This window comes from Kistimonas ophiarachnellae, from assembly GCF_057552235.1.
In genome coordinates this window covers 16,280-38,827 of record NZ_BAAJPA010000012.1, presented here as the reverse complement: position 1 = coordinate 38,827, position 22,548 = coordinate 16,280, and the positions used below count along the sequence as shown (strand labels likewise).

The window sequence follows — 22,548 nt, the reverse complement described above, 5'->3', positions numbered from 1 at the left end:
GTTCTATGTCCTCTCGGTAAAGTAGTAATCCGGTTTGACAGTATGAATTTTCAGGTAGCCTTCCGTCCTGATTTCCTGTTCAAACTGGTAATCTGACAAATTGACCGGCGCCTCAACGGCTACACGTTCTGATTTTTCATAAATCAACGTATCCGGGCCGACTTGCAGCTTGCGCGGTTCGGTGCGCCATGTCGGGTACTGGTCCGATATACCGGCAGGGCTGTTCTCATCGGCATACACACTGAAGTCGATGGTATTGTTTTCCATGCCTTCCAGACTCATGAAAACCCGGTTCAGGCTGGCCATACCAAAGGGATTAGGCTGGCTTGGCCAGGTGCGTAGCTTACCGGTTACTCTGGTACGGTTTCCCTTCAGGTCAGTATCCGGGGCGTAACGGGTAGTCATCAGCCATAAACCATTCTCGCCATACCATCCTGCACGATTGCCCACAATCACCAGCCCTTTCGGACGGGCGTCGATTTCGCCCCAGTCTTTGACTGTGGTGTTATAGACAAACAATCGTTTATCAATCAGCAGGTATAGCAGTTCGCCGCCAGGGTCCAGCAGGATTTCGGCGCCGCTGTCCGGGGTATAAAAAATATTCTCAATGGGGGCTGACAGGGGTTTCGGGTTGCCCAATTCAAACAAACCATAACGATCCAGGTAGAACAGGCGGCTCCCGTCGCTGGCCAATGCCTGGGCGGATACTGCGCCATGGCCGGTGACAATCTGTTGTAGCTGCCAGTTATATTTCGATGTGCCGGTAACAGTCCATAAACTGCCCGGTGTCGCCACTATCAGCTGATTGCCGTGGGGGCATAGCGCGGTAACGTCTGATAATTTGCCGGACTGGAATTGCATGGCGTTGATTGGGTCCCAGGCATGGGGCTTGTCGTTCTCGGTATGGTAAATAATATGGCTGCCGTCCGATGCCCATAAACGGGAACGCCAGGTGACAACCTGGCGGGCGCGGGGCAAGGAAAAAGGTTCTTCCGACTCATTCAGAATTTCATTTTCAAAATAAACCGCCTCATACAATTGGGTTTCCCCTTCCTCGGTCGGCTTGCGCCAGATATAAAAAACATCCTTGCCACTGGCGACGTACATGCGTTCCTGGCGATCACCATAGCCGGTCAGTGCCTGGTAAACCGTCCCGTTTAGCTGGGTGCTGGGTTCAACATTGGTAAATTCGTTTTCCAGAACATGCCAGATGGTCAGCTGTCCGTAACGCTGGAATACAACGGCGTTATTCCAGCCTATGGCGCGGTTGATATTGCCGTCCAATAGCTGCATGGCGCCGGGACGGGTTTCCAGCCGGTCATTGGTGACAGGGATGAAATTCAGGCTTTCCCTGAAGGCATCCGGTGTATAGGTCAGGGTAAACATAGGTCAACGGGATTTTTTCCTGGCCGGGTTGCCTTTTTTCCCGGATGACGATGATTTCAGCTTGCCCGACTTTTTCAGTTGGGCTGTGGCGATAGCCCAGGCGGAATCATTGTCATAACCCTGTGACTTCAGTTTACTGACCAGTTCATCAAGTGCTTTTGGCATGGTTCAGCCCTGGTCAAATCGTGGCAGCTGGGTTGTAAACGGTTCACCCTGCAATGCCTTGTTCAAGTCATTCAGGCGATTGCGGAAATTGGCGTATTCCTCTGGCACTATGCCCATTTCGGTCTGGGCATTGTCGCCCATCTCAGTCACTGCCCTGGATGCGCGTTCCATTTTGTAAACCGCTTCGTTGCAGCTGTTGATGCCTTCCGCCAGAATCTGGCCTATGGGCGTGCTTGCGTCATAGATATATCGTGCCATTGGTTCAGCCTGTCTGTGCTATCAGTTGTTTCAGTGCGGCTTGTGGATCAGTATCTGCAAGCCGGTTTAATTCGCGTTGCTTGCGGGCAATGCCATTGTTAACAACAAGGGTTAAATAATTATCTGGATTGTCCATGGGTAGTGGCGTATTGCCTTCAGATAGCCATTGTTGGTATTCCTGCCAATCGCGATTGTCTTCGCATTCAGGGATGAAAGTGTTGTCTTCTATTCTCCGGACGCCAGACTCGGTTAATTGGTACATAATTTCCCCTTAAAGTTCGGCATCAAAAGCATACACACCGTATATGCTCAAATTAATTAACTTGCCAGAATGTGTATCGGTATTAACCATAAATGAATTTTCATCGGTAGAAGAATACGAAGTAATTCCTTTGGTATATGACGTACCAATATTAGGAAAAACATAACAATTATCCCCACCGCTAAGTGCCATGATAGAAGGGATGGTTCGCATCGTAACGATATGGGGTATAGTTGTAAATGCAGTACCATTTGCCCATATAGCTAAACTATAATTTTTAATTTCCCTGCTGTAATAATATCGATTACACTTCAACAGGTTCGTCGCGGAATCATCAGAAATGAAAGGAGTGGCGATAGACCCATATTCTAGTTTTACATCTGAAAGTGAAAAAGGGTTTGCGCCATTAGCGATAACAAGATAAATCCCAATTTTTGAATCAGGTATTGAGTTTGCATTAGGCGCAGTGAAAGTAACCGAGTGTCGAAACCAATTTTCTCTCCCCGGAATATGTGTAATGGCGTAAAGTACAGAGTAATTTTCTCCTCCAAAACCTCCACGCAAACTACAATCCATTCCAAATCCGCCATTCGAGATATTGAAACTAACAGTAAGCGTTCTGCCTGCAAGCCGTTTTATACCGTTTTCTATGAGCTGGCATATACCTATAACTGAATCCGAAGCCCCTCCAGAAACATGAAAATAATAGTTTGAGCTTGTAGGTGTATTATTTGTAGAGGATTGCTGGCTAACTGTCTGCATGGTGCCAGACATCCATGTTTTCCATCGGTCCGCCAGATAATGATCACCTGAATTATCTGAACGTGTAATACCACGCTGCCAGACACTAAAATCCCCGTTAATCAACAGGTTCGGATTACTGACCCCATGCCATCCGGTATTCTCGCCATCGGTGAATAATACCTTGCCAGCATTACCAGCCTGTGACGGCAATTCTTCCGGGATCGGTTGCCAGTCAGCTGTGGTGCCGTCGGTTGCCAGGAACTGTCCCTTGTGGCCGGTTTGATCAGGTATATCCGTAATACTATTGGCTGCATGTTCAGCACGATCGGCTTCATCATGACTACGATCCGCTTCCAGCTTGCTACGGTCTGCTTCGTTGCTGGCTCGGGTTTCGGAATTTTTGGCTGCATCCTTGCTGGAGCTTGCTGCGCTGGCAGATGATTGGGCGTTGATTTTACTGGCTTGCGCGTCTGCGGCGGCAGTTTCGGCACTATCCTTTGCCTGATTTGCTGTGATGGATGCGGTAGAGGCAGTCTTGGCGGATGCCGATGACTGCCCCGCCGATTCAGCCGATGCCCGCTGGCTGGCGGCGGCGTTGGCGGCGGCAGTTTCAGCATCGGTTTTTGCCTTGGTTGCCTTGGTTGCTTCTGACGTGGCTGTTGTTGCCTGTTGTCCGGCATTGCGTTCCGATTGTGCGGCACTGGCGGCGGCAGCTTCCGTATCCGCTTTCAGGGTTTCAGAGGCGTTTTTGTTGGCCTCGGTAATGGCGGTGTTCTGGCTGACTGTTTGTTGCCAGGCATCCACTTCACCATGCCAGATTTCGACCTGGTTATAGTTGGCCGTGATTGTATCGTTTATCTCCAGTATGTAGTTGTAATACTGGATGACTTCCTGGTGTTTCTGTTCAAGGTCCGCTACATCCGTGGCGGTGTTGTACATGCCATTGATCAGTGATTGCCAGTAATAGGCGCTGGGTATCCGGCCATCGGCAAATGCAGCCAGCATTTCATCCTTGTCTATGGGGAAAGTGCTTTTATCTGTCATGGCTGACGTTCCCCCGGAATCTGGGCGAATGGCGTACCGTGTTGCGCCAGGTGGGTATTATCCCTGTCCGGTCGGATTTGCATGGCGCCGGGTTCATCTATGTAAGCGGGGCGGATAATTTCCGATTCGTAGGCGCTTGAGTTTATCTGTAGCCAGGCGCTGGAAATACTGTCACCTGCCATGGCGGGCAATGCGGGATCTTTATCGCACTTGATGACATCCAGGTTGTTACAATCACGATCCTGTTTCAATGCCGAATAGAAACGCTCAACAAAAGCGGCGGCGTCTTCCAGCAGACCACTGGAATCAAAATGTCGGCCATACATGCCAATGATGCCGTCTATCACTATGGTTTCCCAACTGGACGGGATGCATTCCGGCGTAATTGGCGCGGTATAGGTTATCTGACAAGGATAAGGTTTTTCCGGCGCTGGCCACAAATGCAAACGTCCTCCATGCTGGGCATAACAGGCGGGTTCGCCGCAATTGGCCAGGTTATCCATGGCGGAGGCTGCCCGGTGTTCAATGATATAACTGGCAGGTTTCTGATTTAACTTCATGGGGCAATAAACGGCAAGGATGGCTTCCAGTTTATCCCCCTGTAAATCGAATACATCCTGGCCCGGATACGCCAGACAGCAGAACAGTCGGCGCTGAAACCACCATGGCAACTTGCTGGTCTGGCGGGCCTTTACCAGTACATGCTTGAGCCAGGCGGCGGCCATGGTGCGGTTGCGCTCGTTGTCGTTGAGCTTCAGGAGACTAATGACGTCTGTCACTATCCGTTTCGGGCGGTCCGGGTCTGGCTTGGGGTAGTCGGGTTCGATCATGCCGCCGGTTCCTGTTATGAAAAAACGGTGCTACATGGGGGGGTAGTAGCGCCTGCCGTTGAATCGCTCCGCACTACGGGGTAGAAACAGTGCTTCACTTACCCGATAAATAACGGCCAATTTCGTAGCGTAAAGTGACTAAAAACACTACGAAAATTCAATAGAACCATTCAGGTTCCGTTTCCGGCAGACGGTGGCTGCATATAACAGACAATGCCGGTGCTTGGTCTGAATTTTTCCGCTGGTATTCTCCCAGGGTTGGAACGCGAAATTGGTATCCTTGTGAATCCGCAGCTGCACCGCGCCATTCTTGAAGTTCAATGCCCAGGCAGTTTTTGCCGGTAGTTCCTCGTCATAGATATACACTTTTCCGTTATCTATCAGCATTTCAAAGCCGCCAAACTTCTGGGCCTGCTCTGGTGTCAGCTGCACCTGGCTTTTGCCTTCGACAAAGTGGCAATGGGCGTCCCATACATCCTCGCCCATAAAGAAAACATCCGGTGACATTTTGTTCTTGGTGCAGAGTCGGCGGAGTTTACGCAATCCGGCGCGTAGATCATTCGTTTCCGCCAGTGAATATTTGGTTTCTGCGTCCTCATCCTTCAGGGCGACTTGCGGATTCCAATAGGTGAATCCGGTTTTCGTCGGATCAATTCCGCCACATGCGACATCAACGGTCAGAATCCGTTTGATACCCATGATGGATCGTCCGTCACTGTCCTGGTCGCCCATCAGCTTTTCTGAAAAGTGGTTGTTGACACTTTCCTTTAGCTGCAATGTCTTGATTTCAATCAGGTCCAGCAGACGGCTTTTACCCGAGTTCTTTACCATTTCTTCCCGGTTGTACATCTGGGTGCCAGCGATATGGCCCCATAGGTAACGGGCTTCACTGGTGGCGTCCGTAGGGGTCAGGTTGGCGTCATCGTAGCCGGTGAAATCTTTGACCGTGGCGTTGGGCTTGTCCAGTAGCGGGATGGTGATATCCGTGGAAATATCACTCTGGTATTTAATCAGGTTATTGGTTTGCAGGTATTCCCATAACGGGTGATCAACTTTCAGCTGGTTCACAATGTCTTTATCCAGTTCTGACATTGTGGCGAGGAACATATCCTCGGTATCCTGGGTGCCGCCGAATAGCGGCAGGTCATGGCGGCGTGGATGCCCGTCAACGGTTGCCATTGTTTACACCATTACTGTGACTGGCGTTTCAGCTGGGCGCGGTTCCAGGCGTTTTCAAACATATCACCGCCCTGGCCGTTAGACTTGCCGGTGTAACCTTCGCTTTTGCCCGGCGGCATGGTCAGGGTTTTGCGGTAACGCTCCAGTTCGGCTTGAGCCTTGTCCCGTTCCTGCTTCAGCTGTTGCGCGTCGCTGACCAGCTTCGTCATGCCTTCCCAGGTAGCCAGCTTATACGCCTGTTCAACGGGCAGGTTATAGGCGGCTATGTTTTCGATGATGGCTTCCCGATGATTGACCATATCGGGATGCTGTTCATGACACTGGGTAAACTCCTGTTCCAGCTTGCGGCGGGTGTCCGCCCTGCCCTGCTCCTCGCGCTGGGCCTTGAATTGGTCCATGGCGGTTTGCCGGGCCTGTCGCTGGGTGTCTTCCCGCAGCCATTTCAGCATGTCTTCCTGGGTGTCAAACTCCGGGATGGCGTCATCCGGCCTGTTGAAAAAAATATCTATGCCAGCTTCATCCGCCAGTTCCGCCAGCACCCTGGCGGGATCGTCCCGGAATTCCCTGACTCGGTTGGCCAGGGTCTGCATGTCGTCAACGCTTAAACCAAAACGGTTTTCCAGCTCCTTACGCTGAGTTGCCAGTTTTTGAAAACTGTCGTGCAAACCGCGCTCCATATCGCCATAGATATTCAGCAGCAGCTTGCGTCCTTCGGTGGGCAGCTTGTCAAAGTCGCCGCGCCGTTCTTCCGGCCAGTTCTCTGGAGGTGTATCGACATTCAGGGTGCTGTCACTGTTGCCGCTTGCCCCGCCGTTACTGTCGCTGTCCGCCTGTTGGGTGCTGTCCCCGCCCTGATCGGCGGGCGCTTGCCCTTCCGGTGATTCAGCATCCCCTTGTGAGCTGTCATTGCTACCAGTCGCCTTGTCCATGGCGGCGCTGACCAGTTCGGCCAGACTGACGGATTCGGAAGGTTCCGCTCCTGATTGATCGGGGTTCTGAGAATCATTCGGGGCGGAAGTCTTCGTTTCCCTGTCGTTCTGCGTAGCCGTGGAATCCAGAGAATCCACACTTTCGGAGTTTAGATCATTTGTAGATTTCATGTCACCAAATGTATGGGGGTTTTGCTGTAAGTCAAGGCGTTGACTTTGTATACAAGTGATTCTGGCTGTAAAGTGCGCGGATGTTATGCGTAGTTCGGGGTAGTTGTTATGCGCTGGCTTATTCTGGCTGTTGCTATCAGTCCGGTTTATGGATGCCATTCCATGGGTCAATGGGCTGCCGAAAAACACCTGACAATGATTCGCTCTGCCTGTGAGGCTGCCTATTCGGGTGTTGAAGCTGAACAATGCATCCAGCAGCGTATTCAGCAGGAAATGAACAGCAGCCGAAAATCCCGGCCTGTGACGTTACAAGGGGATAAATCCGGCAAGGTTTACACCGCTGACGAATGTGTAGGTTCTGTGATCAATGGTGTTTGTCATGGCACAATCATTCCAAAATCAGGACGCCATAAAACCTGCTATGGACAAATGATTAATGGGCGCTGTACAGGGGCAATGTACTGAAACAGGTATCCTATGCAATTAGGATGGTGGCGTATGATCAAACGGGTCATCATTCGCAAACAAGGATTCCTTCAGCCATAACAGCCCCTGTTGTAAATTGGTTCGTCCGATAGCGACACAACGGGGGTTGAAAACGGGATCACGACTTAACTGGACACATATATACCGCGTTTGACGTTCAAGATGCTGAATGGCACTCAGCATTTCCGCCCTGGTTTGTTCTGTCGTCTTCATGCTGTTGTCAGTCACTTTTCTCTTTCTCGATCAGTAATTGCCAGATTGGTTCTATGCGGCTGTTCAACTGCTCATAGGTAGCGCATTGCTCAAGCCGTCTTTGTGTATATTTCTTGAATTCCCGGTAGTCATGCAGAAAACTGGAAACGTAGAAAGCCAATGGCGTTAATACGATGAATTGCAGCAAGAACAGGATCAACGTGGCGTGTTCTTTCAGGTTGATAACCATGTCCCTACTGCATGACGTTGGTGGCGTTGCTCAATTGCTGCATATCCGTAATGCCGCCGGGTTCCGGTATGCCTGGCAACTGTCCGGGGGCGCCGGGGCCGGGTTGCGGACCGCCGAGTAAATGTTCCCGCGCCGCCTGTAGAATACCGTTGACGTTGCGGATATCCAGCTGGGTCAATACTTCACGATAAAGCATAAGGCTGGCCTTCGGTCCCATGTTCTGGCCAACAATGGATATGGCTTCTATCAGCATTTTCTGACGTACCGGGCTGATTGCGGATGGTCCGCCGCCCGGCTCCACTTTCAGGTTAAAGGTTCCCTGGAAGGCTTCGCGGCCATAGTTGAAAACAGCGTCGGCGCCATCGGCCAGGGTAATGCGTATTTGTGAGCCGGACGGGGCAAAAGTGCGTAAAAACGCCAGGTGATTCTGGGCAATGGTTTGAAGGAACGAAAACAGCTTGTTACGTTTCCGGTTGACGCGGGCCTGGCCTATCATCATCTGGTTTTCGGATTCGGTGGCGGTTTCTGTGCCGCCAAAAGGCGTTTCCGCTACACCGCTGTTTTTTCTGACAGTATCCTCAGCCTGTGCCGCCGCCGTCAGGATAGTATCGGGCAGATTGCCGGTTTGCATATCCTTGAATAATCGTGACAGGTCCATGCCGTCTTGCACATCCAGCCCGATGGCTTCCAGCGTGTTTTTGCTGGTCAATGCCTGGTCCACACTATCAGGATCAACCTTGTTTTTATCGTATGCCAGAAAACGTTTTTGTTTGCCGGTCTGGTTAGCAAATCGGGTTCTTAAAATATCTGACTCCAGTGCAGGATTGCGGATATGTTCAACCTGGCTGATACCAAAAGGATGGTCTGCCGCCGGGATCGGTATGAAAAAAGCAAAGGGGCTGTCTGCCGGATTATCAAAACGTACAGGGAATGGCGCCTGGCTAATGCGGGTGAATGCGGCGCTGTCTTCAGTATTGCTTTTGCCCTGGTGATCATCAGTTTCAATGAACGTCAGAAGTTCACGGTTGGCACGATCCCAGACGGTAATTACCCGGATGGATTTTTCCATATAAAAATCTGTACCGCCGGGGCCGCGTTCACCATTCAGGGTCTTGACGACAAACGTACCGCCTTTCAGGTTTTTCGGTAAACGATCCTCATAACGCGGGTCTTGCCTTAGCTCCTTGAGCCTGACAATGCGTTCAAAGCCAAGCCAATGGGATTCATCCATACTGCTGGCGGTACTGGATACCAGAAAATCCAGTGGGCTGATTCGCTCATCGGAAATACCTTCCCATACAGGCAGGGTTTCATAAATGGTTTTGCCTTTCGGTTCCCCGTTTTTGTCCAGGATCGGTTCCAATGTGCCGGTATCGGTTTCCTTCAGTTCCGGGATGAAATCCGTTTCGACATCTTCTTCTACCACTTTCCACCAACTGAAATTAATGGCATGGCCGGTTAGCAGGGCGTCCAGCTTCATGCGGTCAATTTTTTCCGGGCCGCCGGTCAACCCGCTGTTTGTCATGCTGTCATATATCGCCTGTTCAACTACTGCTTCGTTATTGGTGTCTATGTTATCCAGTGGTCGGGTGTAACTGGTGGCGCGGGCAGTGATGCCGATATCGTCCATTTCCAGGTAGCCCATGGTCTGTTCAATATTGCGGAAAACCAGTCCCAGTTTGACGATATCGCCGGACGGAAGTTCTATCGGGGTATCACCTTTGTTGACCATGATCGCCGTCTCGCTTTCCGAATGCAGCCGGGCATATTCGCGCCATACGGATTCAAAAGGTTCCCGCCGGGCGCGGGCGCTCTGGATGCGTTTACGCCAGGTATCATCAGTGATTTTCATTTCAAAACCCCTTCTTTGATCTTGGATTTGAAATCTTCAATGGCTTCTACCTCAAAGTCGTTTTCTTCCAGCTGTAAGCTGCTATTGGTTTTCGCACTTCTGACAAACAGGTGATCTTCATCCGGCATTTTGTTTTTTTTCATATCCGTAACAGCTTGCCGTGTATAGCAATAGCTGACGTTGATACCATCGGTCGTTTCAAAACTGGTCATATGGTAGTTGGTCATTGAATGTAACTCCGGTTTTCCCTGTAGCGGCGCAGTCGTTTAAAGTGTTTGGCGAAAATAGCGGGCAGTGTGCTGGTTTCTTTCGGTTGTTTCTCTACGGGTTCAGACGGGATATGCACCATCAGGGCTTGCAGCAAAGCATCGGCCAGGTTGGTGGACGGTATGCCCCTCTTTTTCAAATCTTTCTTGGATTCAACGAATATCCGGTTGCTGGTGTCTTCGTGATAGCCGGGGGCTGTCAGCTGGGTCTTTAGTCCGGGAACGTTCAACAAACTGCATCGCGGATTAGCGAGCCATTCCCGTCCGTACTTGTGCCACATTTCATCCCGGCGGCGGTAATATCGCTTGCGATCCATTGCGCCAGCACCGGCATTGAAATGGATAACCTTGACTGACGGATTGTTCTGTCGGTAATAGCTGGTCAGGTATTCCATAGCACCGCGCCCTACTCCGTTACTGTCGCCTATGATGTAGCGGGCGTTAAACAGGTTCTGGGCGTCAATGCCTTTGTGTGCGGCTTCAAGGGTGATCTGTTCCGGGTCTTGCTTGCATAACCATTCCTGTCCGTCCAGCATGTTGAACCCCTGGATTACGGCCAATCCATGCTTGTCCGATGTCAGACCGAAATCAAGACTTATGACAACGGGTTGATATTGGCTGTCGTTGTCTGACTGTCGGTTCTGGGCCGCTTCTATCCAGTGGGTTTTAATGCAGGCTTCAAAGGCGCTTCTGGGCGCCTCTCCTTTTACCCGTACTCGGAAATAATCTGCGTCTTCATCCCCGTCGCATTCCTCAAGAATATTGTTCCAGTAGGTAGGTGATACAAAGCCGTTTATGGTCAGGTGATGAATATTCCCGGCGGTATCGCGCCAGGGTAGTGAATAGGTGCGGCTTCGGTCGGAATCCCGGCAGTCCAGTTTGTGGACTGCGTAACGGTTGGTTTTTTCCAGGTCATTGGCAAACCAGCCATCCGGGCGGGTCGGGTTTCCGGGGGCCAGCAGTCTGGCGCCTTCTTCCGATAATGCGCCTTCAAGCGTCTGGCGTATGCTGTCATCTACCCCGCTTGCTTCCTCAATGATGACCAATATGCCGCCGGTTGCCTGGGGGATGAACTCATCCCCGAATATGGCGGCCAGTTGACCATCTGCGTCGTCTTCATCCAGTGCATGGGCGCCTTGCAGGGCTTCCGGTTTTTCAGGGCGGGCGGTCCTGGCAACAGCGGTCCAGTCACCATAATCCGGGTTGACGTGGGTAATCTTCTCTCCCTGTATTTCCCAATCCCTGGCAATATCCGGCCAGTAGGTTTTCAAGCGTCGATATAATTTCCTGACCTCTGACCATAGTCGTCCGGTAAGCTGGGCGGCGCTGGGACCAGTGCAAAGTGTGAAACTGTACATCCGCGTGATTAACATCCATAGGATGGCAACAGCCAGCAAACGGGTTTTCCCTAATCCGTGACCGGATGGAATTAAACATTGTCGTTTAGGTTTGTCCGCATCCTGACCATAGAATTGATACAACTCTATGGGGGCATCTGACATATCCAGCAGGATGGCGGCCTGATAGGGGGTGAGTTTTGTCCGCAATGCTTCGACGGCAAAACAAACGATATCCAACCGCCAACGAACCAGCATCCAGCCCATATGCACCAGTGGCCGGTCCGTTTCACTATAACCACACAACAATGCACCTGCGCCTTCCTTCCAGTACCAGGCCAGTGATTCATCTTGTGTCATTTGTCGGCAGATATTGGGTACTACTGCCAATTGGGGGACGTTCATGGCTATCGGATTTTTTCAAAATTTTCCGCGCCCATCTGATAAGTATGGGGGTGATGGGGAGGGGGGGGGGCAGGGGGGCGGCGCGGCGGCGGGCGTCCGGGCTGGCGCGGTCGCGCCGCTTGCATCTGTCGCGCTTGCCGGTTCGCCAGGTGGGCACGATGAAGGATGCCCGGCGGGATCGGCGTCATTCAATAACGATTGTTGGGGGCTGAACCAGGTGCCTGTTTTGGTGTCATTGGGTAGCGCCTCTAATTGTACAGGAAGTGCGCCCCCATCCTCTGTGCCAGTGCTGGCGCGGGTTTCCGCTTCTGCCTCATCATCATGGGACTGAAACGGGACTGAACTACCCGATGGCAACCGTGATAATGCCATCGCCAGGGTGTTTTCAGTGCTGGCGGAATCGTTCCCGGTTGCCTCTTTGGTAGCCGTAGTCACAAGTAATTTCAGGACGTCATTACCCTGCCCGGCATCCACCATATCGGAAACAATCATGGCGGCTGTCTGTGTCGCAGCTTCTTCCGTGTCGCTATTGCTGATCAACTGGGGATACCGCCGACGGCCAGCTTCCGCCAGCCCGCGTGTTATAGCGGATGTTATAAGGCGGCGCGTCTGGCTGACACCGCCCTTCGGGCGTCCGGCGCCCATCCGGGCGCCGCCGTGGGTCGCAGCCATTTTGAAACCTCTTGAATACCTGGCTGACAGCGCCTGCCAGCCTCATCAATGTACATATCATAGCTACATTCGGACGGTTATACAGTTTTCTACCTTCTGCCCCCCTGAATTCTGGACTGCCCCCATCATGACCCCATTCTGTCCCCATAGAAAAATAACCATAAGACAAGCAATCCCATACGAAAACTCAACATATAAAGGGATTACGCCAGTTATTGTGTTCATTTTGTCCCCCTGTCCCCTTTGTCCCCTTCATAAATAGCCTATACGCGCGAGTGGTTTGGGAATCAATAATCGGCATTGATATATGGTATCTCTTTATATAGGGGTTAAATTTATGGGGGCATTGGGGACAAGGGGACAAATATATATTTATCCCTTATTTATCAATGCTTTAATTAATCATCGGTACGGGGACAACCTATCCCCATGCCCCCCGGTGCGGGGACACCACCTGCATAAAGGGATTTGTAATCGTTTTTTCTTGCCTTGCAAATCAATTGCTATTAGTATCCGCATCAAGGGATTGCGAATCCCCTACTTCAATGTTTTGTTAGGAGCTTTACCCATGAACCTGGCTGTACTTGGTGAGTGCATCACCGCGCTAGAAATGCTGTCTTCAGTTAGCGACAAAGACCTCCGTGTAATGAACACAATTATCGGAGACAACAAGGAAAACCTGCTCAAGCAAGTGGCCAGAGTGGCCAACGTACTTTTCTCGGATGAGCATGAACAGGTTTCCATGATCGGTCATGAATGCCCAGCCGGTGTGATTCGCGGCGTCCAGAAACAAGCTGGCGTAATCAGACGGGTGCTGGTCGGGGATACATGGCTTGCGGCTGAGGATGTTTTGCAAACAGAACCAGCCCACCAAAACAGGGCAGCAAACTAACAAAGCGGGCTTAATGCCCGCTTCTGCATTAGGTAACGGATCATGGAACAGAAAGAACAGCCCATTACTCTCGAACTAACACTGCATCCAGAAACGTACAAATTACTGGAAGCATTGGCCTACTCCCTGAAGCGGCATGAAGAAACCCTTGAAGCTGATAACGATATAGCTGACGGCTGGTGTAGGCAGAATAAAAATTTCAGCCCGTTACTGGCCAACTTCTTAACAGACATTTGTAACTCACTATCCACTGGCGTCCGTCGGCCAGGCTCATGGGAAAGGGAAGTTATCTTGATGCTGACAGGATGGAATGGCGAACTTGCAAAGAAACCTGGCGATTACACCACTGAAATGATGTTAGACGACATGGGCATCAGTTGATAACAAAACGGTGAAACTATGAAACAACAGCAAAAGCAACTTTATAAATGCTCTTGGTGCGGTGCAATGAAACCACTTGATGAACTCAACGGTGTGGATTTCTTATTCAATGATGACAGCAATGCCACATGCAAAGAAATATTTAAGTGTGATAGCGCGATTGCAAAAAACATTATTGACGAATTAATAACAGCTTTAGGAATAAGCAACTAGGCATCATTCATTTTTAGATGAGACTATAAGTATGCATAACTTAATGATTGATCTGGAAACAATGGGAAAAGGAAACATGGCTGCCATCGTTGAAATTGGCGCATGTTACTTTGATCCCAGCAACGGCAAGATCGGTGAAACTTTCTCCCGGAAAATCTCCCTTGAATCCAGCATAAATGCTGGCCTTGAAATGGATGCCGCTACAGTTGCCTGGTGGTTACGCCAGTCTAGCGATGCCAGAACATTGTTTACTGAAGAAGGGGAACAATTAACAACAGCCCTATACGATTTTAAAAACTTCATCCCGCTAGATATCATTGATACCGTCCAGGTGTGGGGTAATGGTGCAACTTTCGATAATGTCATTCTGAAAAGTGCCTTTGATATTTGCGGGATGCCTGCACCATGGAAACACTGGAATAACCGCGACGTCAGAACAATGGTAGAAATTGGCAGATCAATTCTAGACATTGATCCAAAACATAAATTACCGTTCAAAGGTGTAAAACATAAAGCATTAGATGACGCAATACATCAGGCAACGTATGTATCAACCATTTGGCAATCGCTATTCAACCAATGTAACAAAGGTTAATGAATCATGAGAACTACCAAACAATTCTGTGAGGCATGCGACAAAGTCACTGAACATACAGTGGAATGCATTAGAGATGCCAACATTCCACCCAATGAAGAAACATGCTCTCAAGCTGACATCAGCTTTTATATGAACGGTGATTCAATATATAGAACAACCTGTTTAGAATGTGATTATTCTTATGATGATATGTAAATCAGTTCGAAAACTTCATTAATGCTTCCGGTGGCGCATCCAGCTTTTCATAAAGAAATTTCAACATACTGGCTGGCATTCTGGGAACCAGCGTCACCGTCTTACCGATCTGCTCAGATTTCGGATAGCAGCGTATCGTGACCACAGAATTATCCGGGCGTTTATAGAGTAGAACATCAAGGTTATTATCCTGGCAGTTGTCCATGGCGGCGCGAATATCGGAAGCCGTCATTCCTTTCATGTGCTGACAGGCTGACAGTAGCGCCAGCAGGCATAACAGGATTGACCGCATAGAAATATCCCTCCATAAAAAAACGGGCCATATGGCCCGCTTCCAACTTGCCTGTCAGGCAAATGTAGATGCTGCCCGAACAGGTATAGCACAATTGACAAATGCCTCAAACGCAATACTATAGTGACGCCGGGGTGGGGATGAATAGAATACGGTTTACCGAAATAGTCCCGCGCATCCTAACATGCGTTTGAAGCACCCCGGTCTTAACAATTTTCCATAAAAGTCTTTAAATCAGGATTACTATCAATAGTCATTTTCAACTGAACAACAGCACTCCTGATTAAATCATCATCTTTGCTTTTTATAGACATAATTAAATTATAAATATTTTTAGCATGTTCAACGATAGTTTTATCATCAATAAACAAACGCATATCCTTATTACCATATATATGAAAACACGGCATTGGCGTCCTATTACTAACCTTCTTTACACAACTAATAGTCTCATCATCAAGACTGGACAATTTATCAAACAACTCTTGATTAACAACAAACATAAATACCACCATACAAGGGGCATAATAGCCCCTCTCCTATTCAATTAAACGATAACCTTTAGCGGCTTTAACAATCAGCTGCTCATCCTCCAAAATGCTGAATGCTTCCGCCGCCTTGGGATAACCAATGCTTTCCGCTTTCATCACTCCCCGGATACTGGGATTGTTACCGTATTTCCCCGCCAGCAATCGTTTCCGTATGGTTTCAAACTGTTCCCTGTCCAACTGCTCAAACTGGATTGACGTTGTTTCTGTTGTACTGTCTGTACGGGTGACTGAAACCATCATTCCGCTTCTCTCCGGTACGTTTCTGACCGTTTCTGTACCGTTTTCGGGCATATCTGAAGTGTCATCCGTCAGGATCGTCCAGGCAATAACCGCGCATCCGTCGATTAACAGCGCCAGGATCAACCATGCCCAGGCGCGGTTATGCTGACCATCCATCCCGGTGATACTTGCCAGTGCGCCGAATGAGGAACCTGAATGCTGTGGCGCATTCATCAATTGTTTCTTGTCTTCCCGCAATGCATCTATGCGGTCCATAGTTTCCAGCGCCCTGGCTCGAAAACCGTTTCTGGTATCGTTATCCGCATTCTGTTGCAGTGTTGCTATTTGCTCATCAATAGATGTTATGCTTGCTTGCCGTTGAACCCATACGGCAGACTGTTTCTGCTGTTTCTGCTCACTGTTTTCAAGAAACCCCACTGACGCGCCAATAGACACCACAAATAAAAGACTCCCGAATATCAATGACAGGAATCCTAAAGTAAACCGTTTCTGCTTCAGCAAAATAAAACTGGTGGGTATCAATACAAACTTGCAGACTTCCAAAGCAAACCCGGCAATGCCGGTCATAATTCCGGCCCAGCGTTCTGCCGGTAGGCTGGACCATAATAAAACGGTGAACGTGATACTAACGCCAGATAAAACCAGCGCCGCCGCATTCAAACAATAACGGTTAAATACTGACATTGAAGTTGTCATTTAATTCAATCCTAACAATTAATCTTCAAGGAACAATGAATGAATCCAGTAACAGCGTGGCCGTTCCTGCGTATTGACTATCTGCGGTGTTTTCTTACTGACCTTTCCTTTTTCTTCCGATTGCTGCAAATAATTACGCTTAATCAATTCCGCAATAACGGTACGCTTGGAAAACTGCCCACACAATTCATCCATGGCGCTAGGTAACACCATAATAAAACTGTAATTACGGAAACCATGAAGCACTAACGGACGCCTTTCACTATCCAACTCCATAAAGCAACTGGACTTCGATATTAATTGCTGCCTGAAATACGCTAAGGCTCTGTCAGTCTCCCGAATATCATCCCCCATTTCAGTCATCCACAAATCCCGAATGAAATTCAAAACCGTGTAAACTTCATCAAGGGACCAGTCCAGGATACCCGCCTGCTTCGCGTAATAAGCGGCAATACCAGCGCAAGCAAGCCGCCGCAAAAACCGGCGAATTTCATCCCCTACTTTGCCCAAATCTTTTTTAAGGTTCTGCTCAGTGTCATCAACCAGTAACTTGGTGTCATTACAGAACTTTTCATAGCCGTTCATATCAATCTGCTGTATCAGCCAATTGACAAAACGGGGGCCAGCCTCGCCATAATACTTACTGCAATTGATTTTGAACTCGCGCACAAAATTATCCGGCTCCATGCCAAAACTGTTTTCAACAATACCGTTCTCCAATGCATCACAACGGATGTCAGGCATCCTGTGACGTTGACCGCCTTTCTGCTGCTGGCCTGCTTCTTTCATGGTGGCTTCTATCGTTTTTTCGCCAGACGATAAAATAACAGTGTGCCAGGTGGGCTGTTTACGGACACCGCCGGTTTCCTGGCTTCGGCCTTTGGGCGTTCCTCCCGTCAGGTGATAGATTGCCTTACCAACATGGGCGGGATCAGCTTCACCAATTTCATCCAGACACATCACAATATCGTTATGCATCTGGGCGAATGCTTCCATGCCGTTTACCGTGGAATACCATTTGTGTATGCTGGTCAGGTCCGCATTGTGCTGTGGGTCTGAAGCATTACCCCATACACTGGCGCCAGCCTGAAGGCATGCTGTTTTTCCCTTGGTGGTATCGCCGCAAAAGTGAAACCCGCCAGCTTCCACACTGGCCAGCTTATTAAGGGGTGCAGACAATGACGCCATAATCGCCAGCATCATCAAACGGTTTCCTTTGGCCCTGTCAGCAATATGCAGCTTCCAATTTTCCAGGGTCCCTTTGTTATGCAGCGTTCTGACGTCCTGCTCAAGCTGGGGCTGATAAAATACTTCCCGGTCATCCTTCTGAATACCAACAACGGTTTCCGGCATGACAAAAACCGGGCGTTTCGTCTTCTCAAACCAGCCCAGCTTACTGGCTGCCCAGGCGCGTCGCTGACACCAGTTAGCCATCTGGTCAAGATAACGGTTTACCATTTTCTCTTTGCCGGATATTAACGCCATGCCGTTCCGGCGTAACAGTTTGCCGATGGTTCCGCTACTATCTGACAACAATTCCGTTTGACAGCAAACCTGTATCAACTGCCTGTCATAATCGTAAAATTTAATGACGATTCCCCAGGAATGATAAATGTCCTGGGTAACGGCATGAATCCAGATAGGCGCCTGCGCTATGATTTCACCAGGCTCATCTGCTGTTCCGCCAACATGCAGGTTCCCTGTTACCGGATTGATTTTGTAATAAGTGCCAGTATCCGGCCATGGCGGATTATCAGGGTTATATCTTGGGGCCGGTGGTGTAAACCCGCTTTCATAAATATGACAGCTGCGTAGCTTTTTACCGCCACTTTTCTTTTTTTCAGGAAACTGGACAACATTTTCCTTTTCACTTTCCATCTGCCCATTTTCAGGGGGCTGACGTGATTTTTTGGCAGCTGGCCTTCCCTTTCCGGGTGTATAGGTTTCTGTCGTCCTGTCGATAGCGCGGATAATGGTACGCTGGGAATAGGTCTGCTCTCCCCGCTTTTCGTCCCACTTCGGGCGCATAAGCTGGCTCATCCTGAACAGACGGTCTATCTGCTCCGGGTTGCAATCCGTCCAGAACGCCAGCTTTTGGCATAGGGCAAAATCCGCTTTTGAATGGTCATTGTCATAGGCGGACATATCGCCACCAAACAAGCGGATAAAATCCTGGGCGTTTTTTGACTCCTTGATCTTGGCCAGTAAATCCAGATCGGTGACAACATCCGTTGTTCGCGTTGGTCTGGCTGGCGGTGCATCTTCAACAGCATCCGCCAGGTAATCATAATAAACCTGTTCCAGCCCCATTTGATTGGTATTTATCAGGGACCGCGTTTCACACCCCGGAAACTTTCCCGTAATGGTGAAGTAACGCCCCCTGTCATAGATTTCTATGGCTGACTCGTCATGGCTACGCTTGCACCGACGGCCAGGCTTCTTACCTTTAACAATAATGTGATAGCCGGTTCCGCTCGGGCTGGATTCTGTATAGCTATCCAGCTGAGTAATAATTTCCTCCGCCCATTCATTCGGGCTTCCATCCACCTGGCAATGGTCCAGATCAATACCGACAAAAGGGTCTTCTGACGTGAACACAAAACCAATACCGGAATAACCGCCCTGACTGAACGCATTGACAGCATCCTCAATCATTCCCCAGGTATGGCGGTCTTTCAGCTGGGTGCCTGTCCGCATCCCACTGCGAGGCGAATACGGTACTTTAGTAAGTTTTCCACCTGCCTTTGTTTCCAGCTTCCAGACGATCCATTGCGGATAGCCTTTCAACTCTGCCGGTATGCCATCCAGCGACGGAAGTACGGCAACGGTTCCCGGCTGCTTCATGCCACAACTTCCAGCTGATCATAGATACCGTTGTAATCCAGGCGATAACCGTTCTCCCTGAACAGACGAATGAGCTTGTCAGCATGCTGCTTGTGGGGAAAGTTCACACCGCGTTTCCACTTGTGAATACTGTTGATTTCCGCCCCGGTTGCCTCTGAGATAACCGGAAATGGAATAGCCTTGTCTGAAAGGAGCTTCTGAAGTGTAGTCTGAGTCATTTTAGGGATTCCTTATCGTTTTTCATTCAACATAAATAGGTTTCTATTACCCGTTACTTTTAATTCTCTTATGGCATAATATGATCCCATATATACATACGAATCGGGGTAGTATTCATGGCAACACCTGGCCAAAGGATTCAGAAGATACGCAAAGAAAAAGGACTAACGCAGCGAGAAGTAGCTGACGCATGCAATCCTCCCATGGATTACACCGGCGTAGGGCGAATAGAACGCGGCTTTGGCTATACCGGCGAATCATTGCGCCGTATAGCGGAAGTACTTGAATGCAACGTTGAGGACTTCTTTCTGCCAGACGAACTTGGATTCTGGCGGTACTTGACGCCAGAAATGAAAAAATCCTTATGCGATATCGGTTGGAACCTGGCGGAAAGCGTAAAAAAAGGGACTGCATAACCTTTATCTCTGTAATTCATAAAAACGCCTTCAGGGCGTTTTTTTTCGTCTTGGCGATTTGCTATCACCACCATTTAGGGATACTATATCCCCATTATAAAGGATTCTCAATCCTTTTATACAGAGAAGAACGGGGTAGATATGACAATGCAGAATGATGAAATTCCGCATCTTTCGGTGCGGGACGTGGCTGAACGGTTAAACCTGAGTGACCGCTTTGTATATGACCTGATCAATGCAGGTAAACTACAACATTATGTCTTTGGTGGTAGCTCATCCCGCCGGGGAAGCATTCGCATATCAGAAGCGGGGCTTTATTCCTTTGTGAATGACAACCTGGTTGAACATACAGCAGACAAAGCATCCCCACACAATGAAAAACAGGTAGATATTATTCCTCAGCAGAATGTCAGTCTGCTACTGAACAGGATCATGAGGAAAGGACGTCATGCCTAAATTAAAAAAACACCCATGGGAAGCGGTCAAAACACCTGAAGGGACAAAGTATAAATATGATTTTCAGGATGCCAAATGGGGTATAAAACGTGCTAAAAGGACGTTTGACAGCCTGAATGAAGCCAAGGTTTTTCATGAGGGCCGGTTGCGTAATGCCCAGCTGCGTTACCTGGGTGAGTCGCCGGAACGTTTATTTGGTCATGCCATGGTGGAATACCTGACGCGCGTCAGTCCTGGAAAAGACAGCTACCAGACAGACCTGGACGAAACAGCCTCTTTACGCTGGCCTTTTCTATATCGCAACAAGTGGTATTGGCTTGAAGATTTACCCATGAACGCTAACGAGGGCGGTATTGTATGGGGAGCAAACCTGTATTTTGAAGACCTACGGCGAGTGGTTAAACGCTCATATATCAACAAAAGTCTATATCATCTTCGTGATGAAGGTGGGCGTTATACCTGGTATCACCAACCAACTGCGGTAAATGACAACAAACCGGCTTGCAGAAAAGAAGTGACTGACAGACAGCTGATTCAGAGTCTGGATGCAGCCAAAGGACGCAAAGCATTTAGCAATGGAACATTCATAAAAAGGCGGAATCTGATTACAGGGATGCTGAAGAAAAGCTATCGTGAATGGCGCTGGCTGGACAAAGATTTATCTGACCTGGTGGCCTCCGTTGGCAAAGGCAACAGTCGGATAGCCTTTCTTTCTGAAGATGAAATAAAGCATCTGCTGGATAATGTTGATGAACATTTTGCCTATCTTATCAAAGGCGCGGCCCTGATAGGCTGGCGCCGCTCAAACCTGATAGGGCTGACCTGGGATCGTGTCGTATGGCCTCAGACCAAAACCAGAACTGATGGATCAACAGTGAAAATTCCGGGATATGTTTACGTATATGAACGTGATCAGGCAGTTGACAATAAAAACCATGCATCCCGCCGCATCCGCACAAAAAACAAAAAACGACTTGAAACTATCATGACCGATAGAATTGAGAGTTTACTAAGGGAACTATGGTTTCGCCGTATTGAAGGTTGCGATATTGTTTTCCCTAATGCTGAAGGTAAATACTGGGGCGATTTTCGCAGACGCTGGACGACAGCTAAAAAACGATCTGGCATTCCGGCCTCCTTTCGCTGGCATGACTTACGACATACCTGGGCAACAGATATGATCAACCAGGGTACTGACAAACATATCATCATGACACAACAAGGATGGCAAGATGTGGCCATGGTGGATCGTTACGCCCATATATCCCATGAGGCGCGTTATGCCGCATTGCAGGGGGGTAAGAAGTGATAAAGTATTACCCACATATTGTTATGGGAAACCACTTTCTGCAATATCCTTTTACTCTGGATAATGAAAAGTGGTGCGTGGTTCTAGACGGTAATGCCATCGACAAAGAAGCATTGTGTCGATCACTTGAAAAAAATGACCGGATATACACTGACAACCCTGACATAATGAAAGGCATTATCAAAATCTTGGATGCACTAAATGAACACCCAATCATTCATATAGGCAATGACGTTGTATGCCGTTGCGGAAACATTTGCCAGAATCACTTTCAAAAATCTCCTTTAGACGTCCCTATGCTGGCCGTCTACCGCTACCTTGCAGAAGACAAACTGTATATTTTGACGACAAAATGTAGAAAGTGCGGCACTAGAGACTGGATGATCTCTTCTCGTGACCATAGTTATGATTACATCTTATATAGCAATCTCCGAACAATTTACGTCACCGATGGGAAATATGATGTTTGAAGAAATTGAAGTGATAGCAGAGTGTCCTACGCGTTTAAACTTTGGTGTACAACTGATTCAAACCCAGTTGCATAGCATTGTTTTATTCGTCCATAAAGATACTTTCCCAGACAAGATTTTGAACAAGTATCCGAGTGATGTAATTAGCTGCGTCAACAGCATGTACGCCCTTAATCCAAAACGTACTATCTACATTGAACACTTACAGGGTTCAGAGTGGTATAATCGAATAGTTTTTAGTTCCTGCAATAATGGCTTAACGCTACCTGGCCACAAACTGACAGGATCATTAAAACAGTACATTCAAATCAATATGGCAGCAGAATAAGCTGCCATTATCTTATTAGG

The 22,548-nt window shown here is 48.8% G+C and carries 27 protein-coding genes; 9 read left to right on the top strand and 18 right to left on the bottom strand.

Features of this window, described 5'->3' with window-relative positions; genetic code table 11:
* Positions 1 to 3 precede the first annotated feature (3 nt).
* From AC27K1_RS15420 to AC27K1_RS15385, 8 genes are all read right to left on the bottom strand, one after another.
* Positions 4 to 1,386: a hypothetical protein gene (locus AC27K1_RS15420; RefSeq protein WP_487151711.1), complete on the bottom strand. Its 1,383-nt coding sequence runs from the start codon at positions 1,384 to 1,386 to the stop codon at positions 4 to 6.
* Positions 1,387 to 1,389: 3 nt separating this feature from the next.
* A complete protein-coding gene (locus AC27K1_RS15415; RefSeq protein ID WP_487151710.1) occupies positions 1,390 to 1,551 on the bottom strand; it encodes a hypothetical protein in 162 nt (53 codons plus the stop codon).
* Between the two features lie 3 nt (positions 1,552 to 1,554).
* Positions 1,555 to 1,809: a hypothetical protein gene (locus tag AC27K1_RS15410; protein ID WP_487151709.1), complete on the bottom strand. Its 255-nt coding sequence runs from the start codon at positions 1,807 to 1,809 to the stop codon at positions 1,555 to 1,557.
* Between the two features lie 4 nt (positions 1,810 to 1,813).
* Positions 1,814 to 2,071 carry a hypothetical protein gene (locus tag AC27K1_RS15405; RefSeq protein WP_487151708.1) on the bottom strand — a complete coding sequence of 86 codons (258 nt, stop codon included), beginning with the start codon at positions 2,069 to 2,071 and terminating at the stop codon, positions 1,814 to 1,816.
* Between the two features lie 9 nt (positions 2,072 to 2,080).
* On the bottom strand, positions 2,081 to 3,859 hold the full coding sequence (locus tag AC27K1_RS15400) for a hypothetical protein (protein ID WP_487151707.1): 1,779 nt from the start codon (positions 3,857 to 3,859) through the stop codon (positions 2,081 to 2,083).
* Positions 3,856 to 4,689, bottom strand: coding sequence for a hypothetical protein (locus AC27K1_RS15395; protein WP_487151706.1), 834 nt, complete (start codon positions 4,687 to 4,689; stop codon positions 3,856 to 3,858). Before AC27K1_RS15395 ends, AC27K1_RS15400 begins: the two co-directional genes overlap by 4 nt.
* Positions 4,690 to 4,836: 147 nt before the next feature.
* Positions 4,837 to 5,868: a phage major capsid protein gene (locus AC27K1_RS15390; RefSeq protein WP_487151705.1), complete on the bottom strand. Its 1,032-nt coding sequence runs from the start codon at positions 5,866 to 5,868 to the stop codon at positions 4,837 to 4,839.
* Positions 5,869 to 5,879: 11 nt separating this feature from the next.
* Positions 5,880 to 6,968, bottom strand: a complete 1,089-nt coding sequence (locus AC27K1_RS15385; protein WP_487151704.1) for a hypothetical protein — start codon at positions 6,966 to 6,968, stop codon at positions 5,880 to 5,882.
* A 108-nt stretch (positions 6,969 to 7,076) separates the two neighbouring features.
* Here AC27K1_RS15385 and AC27K1_RS15380 point away from each other — a divergent pair, with 108 nt between their 5' ends.
* Positions 7,077 to 7,433: a hypothetical protein gene (locus tag AC27K1_RS15380; RefSeq protein WP_487151703.1), complete on the top strand. Its 357-nt coding sequence runs from the start codon at positions 7,077 to 7,079 to the stop codon at positions 7,431 to 7,433.
* 241 nt (positions 7,434 to 7,674) lie between these two features.
* Here the strand turns inward: AC27K1_RS15380 and AC27K1_RS15375 are convergent, their stop codons facing one another.
* The 5 genes from AC27K1_RS15375 to AC27K1_RS15355 are packed head-to-tail and all read right to left on the bottom strand — an operon-like array spanning position 7,675 to position 12,428.
* Positions 7,675 to 7,896 carry a hypothetical protein gene (locus AC27K1_RS15375; protein WP_487151702.1) on the bottom strand — a complete coding sequence of 74 codons (222 nt, stop codon included), beginning with the start codon at positions 7,894 to 7,896 and terminating at the stop codon, positions 7,675 to 7,677.
* Positions 7,897 to 7,900: 4 nt separating this feature from the next.
* Entirely contained in the window at positions 7,901 to 9,748 is a 1,848-nt protein-coding gene (locus tag AC27K1_RS15370) for a hypothetical protein (protein WP_487151701.1), read from the bottom strand.
* Positions 9,745 to 9,975 (bottom strand): hypothetical protein, encoded by a 231-nt coding sequence (locus AC27K1_RS15365; protein WP_487151700.1) that lies wholly within the window; start codon positions 9,973 to 9,975, stop codon positions 9,745 to 9,747. The genes AC27K1_RS15370 and AC27K1_RS15365 overlap by 4 nt, the downstream gene beginning before the upstream one ends.
* On the bottom strand, positions 9,972 to 11,711 hold the full coding sequence (locus tag AC27K1_RS15360) for a hypothetical protein (protein WP_487151699.1): 1,740 nt from the start codon (positions 11,709 to 11,711) through the stop codon (positions 9,972 to 9,974). The genes AC27K1_RS15365 and AC27K1_RS15360 overlap by 4 nt, the downstream gene beginning before the upstream one ends.
* A gap of 60 nt (positions 11,712 to 11,771) precedes the next feature.
* The gene (locus tag AC27K1_RS15355) at positions 11,772 to 12,428 is read right to left on the bottom strand and encodes a hypothetical protein (protein WP_487151698.1); all 657 of its coding nucleotides are present in this window, start codon (positions 12,426 to 12,428) and stop codon (positions 11,772 to 11,774) included.
* A gap of 568 nt (positions 12,429 to 12,996) precedes the next feature.
* Between AC27K1_RS15355 and AC27K1_RS15350 the strand changes: the two genes are divergently transcribed.
* From AC27K1_RS15350 to AC27K1_RS15335, 4 genes are read left to right on the top strand one after another with little or no spacing between them, the layout of a single operon-like run.
* Positions 12,997 to 13,320, top strand: a complete 324-nt coding sequence (locus AC27K1_RS15350; protein WP_487151697.1) for a hypothetical protein — start codon at positions 12,997 to 12,999, stop codon at positions 13,318 to 13,320.
* Positions 13,321 to 13,362: 42 nt separating this feature from the next.
* On the top strand, positions 13,363 to 13,701 hold the full coding sequence (locus AC27K1_RS15345; RefSeq protein WP_487151696.1) for a hypothetical protein: 339 nt from the start codon (positions 13,363 to 13,365) through the stop codon (positions 13,699 to 13,701).
* Positions 13,702 to 13,719: 18 nt separating this feature from the next.
* Complete coding sequence (locus tag AC27K1_RS15340) at positions 13,720 to 13,914, top strand: hypothetical protein (RefSeq protein WP_487151695.1); 195 nt, start codon at positions 13,720 to 13,722, stop codon at positions 13,912 to 13,914.
* Positions 13,915 to 13,957: 43 nt separating this feature from the next.
* Positions 13,958 to 14,509: a 3'-5' exonuclease gene (locus tag AC27K1_RS15335; RefSeq protein ID WP_487151694.1), complete on the top strand. Its 552-nt coding sequence runs from the start codon at positions 13,958 to 13,960 to the stop codon at positions 14,507 to 14,509.
* Between the two features lie 199 nt (positions 14,510 to 14,708).
* Here AC27K1_RS15335 and AC27K1_RS15330 read toward each other — a convergent pair whose 3' ends face one another.
* The 5 genes from AC27K1_RS15330 to AC27K1_RS15310 all read right to left on the bottom strand — a co-directional run bounded on the left by AC27K1_RS15330 (position 14,709) and on the right by AC27K1_RS15310 (position 19,548).
* Positions 14,709 to 14,999, bottom strand: coding sequence for a hypothetical protein (locus AC27K1_RS15330; protein WP_487151693.1), 291 nt, complete (start codon positions 14,997 to 14,999; stop codon positions 14,709 to 14,711).
* Positions 15,000 to 15,205: 206 nt separating this feature from the next.
* Positions 15,206 to 15,502: a hypothetical protein gene (locus AC27K1_RS15325; protein ID WP_487151692.1), complete on the bottom strand. Its 297-nt coding sequence runs from the start codon at positions 15,500 to 15,502 to the stop codon at positions 15,206 to 15,208.
* 36 nt (positions 15,503 to 15,538) lie between these two features.
* Positions 15,539 to 16,486, bottom strand: coding sequence for a hypothetical protein (locus AC27K1_RS15320; RefSeq protein WP_487151691.1), 948 nt, complete (start codon positions 16,484 to 16,486; stop codon positions 15,539 to 15,541).
* Positions 16,487 to 16,504: 18 nt separating this feature from the next.
* Positions 16,505 to 19,330: a phage NrS-1 polymerase family protein gene (locus AC27K1_RS15315; RefSeq protein WP_487151690.1), complete on the bottom strand. Its 2,826-nt coding sequence runs from the start codon at positions 19,328 to 19,330 to the stop codon at positions 16,505 to 16,507.
* A complete protein-coding gene (locus tag AC27K1_RS15310) occupies positions 19,327 to 19,548 on the bottom strand; it encodes a hypothetical protein (RefSeq protein WP_487151689.1) in 222 nt (73 codons plus the stop codon). The genes AC27K1_RS15315 and AC27K1_RS15310 overlap by 4 nt, the downstream gene beginning before the upstream one ends.
* A gap of 117 nt (positions 19,549 to 19,665) precedes the next feature.
* On the opposite strand from AC27K1_RS15310, the gene AC27K1_RS15305 reads away from it, so the two are divergent.
* The 4 genes from AC27K1_RS15305 (at position 19,666) to AC27K1_RS15290 (ending at position 22,528) form a co-directional block, all read left to right on the top strand.
* Complete coding sequence (locus AC27K1_RS15305; protein WP_487151688.1) at positions 19,666 to 19,965, top strand: helix-turn-helix domain-containing protein; 300 nt, start codon at positions 19,666 to 19,668, stop codon at positions 19,963 to 19,965.
* Positions 19,966 to 20,106: 141 nt separating this feature from the next.
* Positions 20,107 to 20,421, top strand: coding sequence for a helix-turn-helix domain-containing protein (locus AC27K1_RS15300; protein ID WP_487151687.1), 315 nt, complete (start codon positions 20,107 to 20,109; stop codon positions 20,419 to 20,421).
* Complete coding sequence (locus AC27K1_RS15295) at positions 20,414 to 21,730, top strand: tyrosine-type recombinase/integrase (RefSeq protein ID WP_487151686.1); 1,317 nt, start codon at positions 20,414 to 20,416, stop codon at positions 21,728 to 21,730. The genes AC27K1_RS15300 and AC27K1_RS15295 overlap by 8 nt, the downstream gene beginning before the upstream one ends.
* A 393-nt stretch (positions 21,731 to 22,123) precedes the next feature.
* Complete coding sequence (locus AC27K1_RS15290) at positions 22,124 to 22,528, top strand: hypothetical protein (protein ID WP_487151685.1); 405 nt, start codon at positions 22,124 to 22,126, stop codon at positions 22,526 to 22,528.
* Positions 22,529 to 22,548: the final 20 nt, after the last annotated feature.

What these genes read in the sequence shown, in the direction of transcription:
- AC27K1_RS15365 (WP_487151700.1), bottom strand. Translation starts at nt 9,975, where the DNA reads ATGACCAACTACCATATGACCAGTTTTGAAACGACCGATGGTATCAAC.
- AC27K1_RS15315 (WP_487151690.1), bottom strand. Translation starts at nt 19,330, where the DNA reads ATGAAGCAGCCGGGAACCGTTGCCGTACTTCCGTCGCTGGATGGCATA.
- AC27K1_RS15380 (WP_487151703.1), top strand. Translation starts at nt 7,077, where the DNA reads ATGCGCTGGCTTATTCTGGCTGTTGCTATCAGTCCGGTTTATGGATGC.
- AC27K1_RS15395 (WP_487151706.1), bottom strand. Translation starts at nt 4,689, where the DNA reads ATGATCGAACCCGACTACCCCAAGCCAGACCCGGACCGCCCGAAACGG.
- AC27K1_RS15415 (WP_487151710.1), bottom strand. Translation starts at nt 1,551, where the DNA reads ATGCCAAAAGCACTTGATGAACTGGTCAGTAAACTGAAGTCACAGGGT.
- AC27K1_RS15405 (WP_487151708.1), bottom strand. Translation starts at nt 2,071, where the DNA reads ATGTACCAATTAACCGAGTCTGGCGTCCGGAGAATAGAAGACAACACT.
- AC27K1_RS15410 (WP_487151709.1), bottom strand. Translation starts at nt 1,809, where the DNA reads ATGGCACGATATATCTATGACGCAAGCACGCCCATAGGCCAGATTCTG.
- AC27K1_RS15325 (WP_487151692.1), bottom strand. Translation starts at nt 15,502, where the DNA reads ATGTTTGTTGTTAATCAAGAGTTGTTTGATAAATTGTCCAGTCTTGAT.
- AC27K1_RS15300 (WP_487151687.1), top strand. Translation starts at nt 20,107, where the DNA reads ATGACAATGCAGAATGATGAAATTCCGCATCTTTCGGTGCGGGACGTG.
- AC27K1_RS15420 (WP_487151711.1), bottom strand. Translation starts at nt 1,386, where the DNA reads ATGTTTACCCTGACCTATACACCGGATGCCTTCAGGGAAAGCCTGAAT.
- AC27K1_RS15310 (WP_487151689.1), bottom strand. Translation starts at nt 19,548, where the DNA reads ATGACTCAGACTACACTTCAGAAGCTCCTTTCAGACAAGGCTATTCCA.
- AC27K1_RS15345 (WP_487151696.1), top strand. Translation starts at nt 13,363, where the DNA reads ATGGAACAGAAAGAACAGCCCATTACTCTCGAACTAACACTGCATCCA.
- AC27K1_RS15355 (WP_487151698.1), bottom strand. Translation starts at nt 12,428, where the DNA reads ATGGCTGCGACCCACGGCGGCGCCCGGATGGGCGCCGGACGCCCGAAG.
- AC27K1_RS15400 (WP_487151707.1), bottom strand. Translation starts at nt 3,859, where the DNA reads ATGACAGATAAAAGCACTTTCCCCATAGACAAGGATGAAATGCTGGCT.
- AC27K1_RS15295 (WP_487151686.1), top strand. Translation starts at nt 20,414, where the DNA reads ATGCCTAAATTAAAAAAACACCCATGGGAAGCGGTCAAAACACCTGAA.
- AC27K1_RS15375 (WP_487151702.1), bottom strand. Translation starts at nt 7,896, where the DNA reads ATGGTTATCAACCTGAAAGAACACGCCACGTTGATCCTGTTCTTGCTG.
- AC27K1_RS15330 (WP_487151693.1), bottom strand. Translation starts at nt 14,999, where the DNA reads ATGCGGTCAATCCTGTTATGCCTGCTGGCGCTACTGTCAGCCTGTCAG.
- AC27K1_RS15320 (WP_487151691.1), bottom strand. Translation starts at nt 16,486, where the DNA reads ATGACAACTTCAATGTCAGTATTTAACCGTTATTGTTTGAATGCGGCG.
- AC27K1_RS15340 (WP_487151695.1), top strand. Translation starts at nt 13,720, where the DNA reads ATGAAACAACAGCAAAAGCAACTTTATAAATGCTCTTGGTGCGGTGCA.
- AC27K1_RS15385 (WP_487151704.1), bottom strand. Translation starts at nt 6,968, where the DNA reads ATGAAATCTACAAATGATCTAAACTCCGAAAGTGTGGATTCTCTGGAT.
- AC27K1_RS15305 (WP_487151688.1), top strand. Translation starts at nt 19,666, where the DNA reads ATGGCAACACCTGGCCAAAGGATTCAGAAGATACGCAAAGAAAAAGGA.
- AC27K1_RS15360 (WP_487151699.1), bottom strand. Translation starts at nt 11,711, where the DNA reads ATGACACAAGATGAATCACTGGCCTGGTACTGGAAGGAAGGCGCAGGT.
- AC27K1_RS15390 (WP_487151705.1), bottom strand. Translation starts at nt 5,868, where the DNA reads ATGGCAACCGTTGACGGGCATCCACGCCGCCATGACCTGCCGCTATTC.
- AC27K1_RS15335 (WP_487151694.1), top strand. Translation starts at nt 13,958, where the DNA reads ATGATTGATCTGGAAACAATGGGAAAAGGAAACATGGCTGCCATCGTT.
- AC27K1_RS15370 (WP_487151701.1), bottom strand. Translation starts at nt 9,748, where the DNA reads ATGAAAATCACTGATGATACCTGGCGTAAACGCATCCAGAGCGCCCGC.
- AC27K1_RS15350 (WP_487151697.1), top strand. Translation starts at nt 12,997, where the DNA reads ATGAACCTGGCTGTACTTGGTGAGTGCATCACCGCGCTAGAAATGCTG.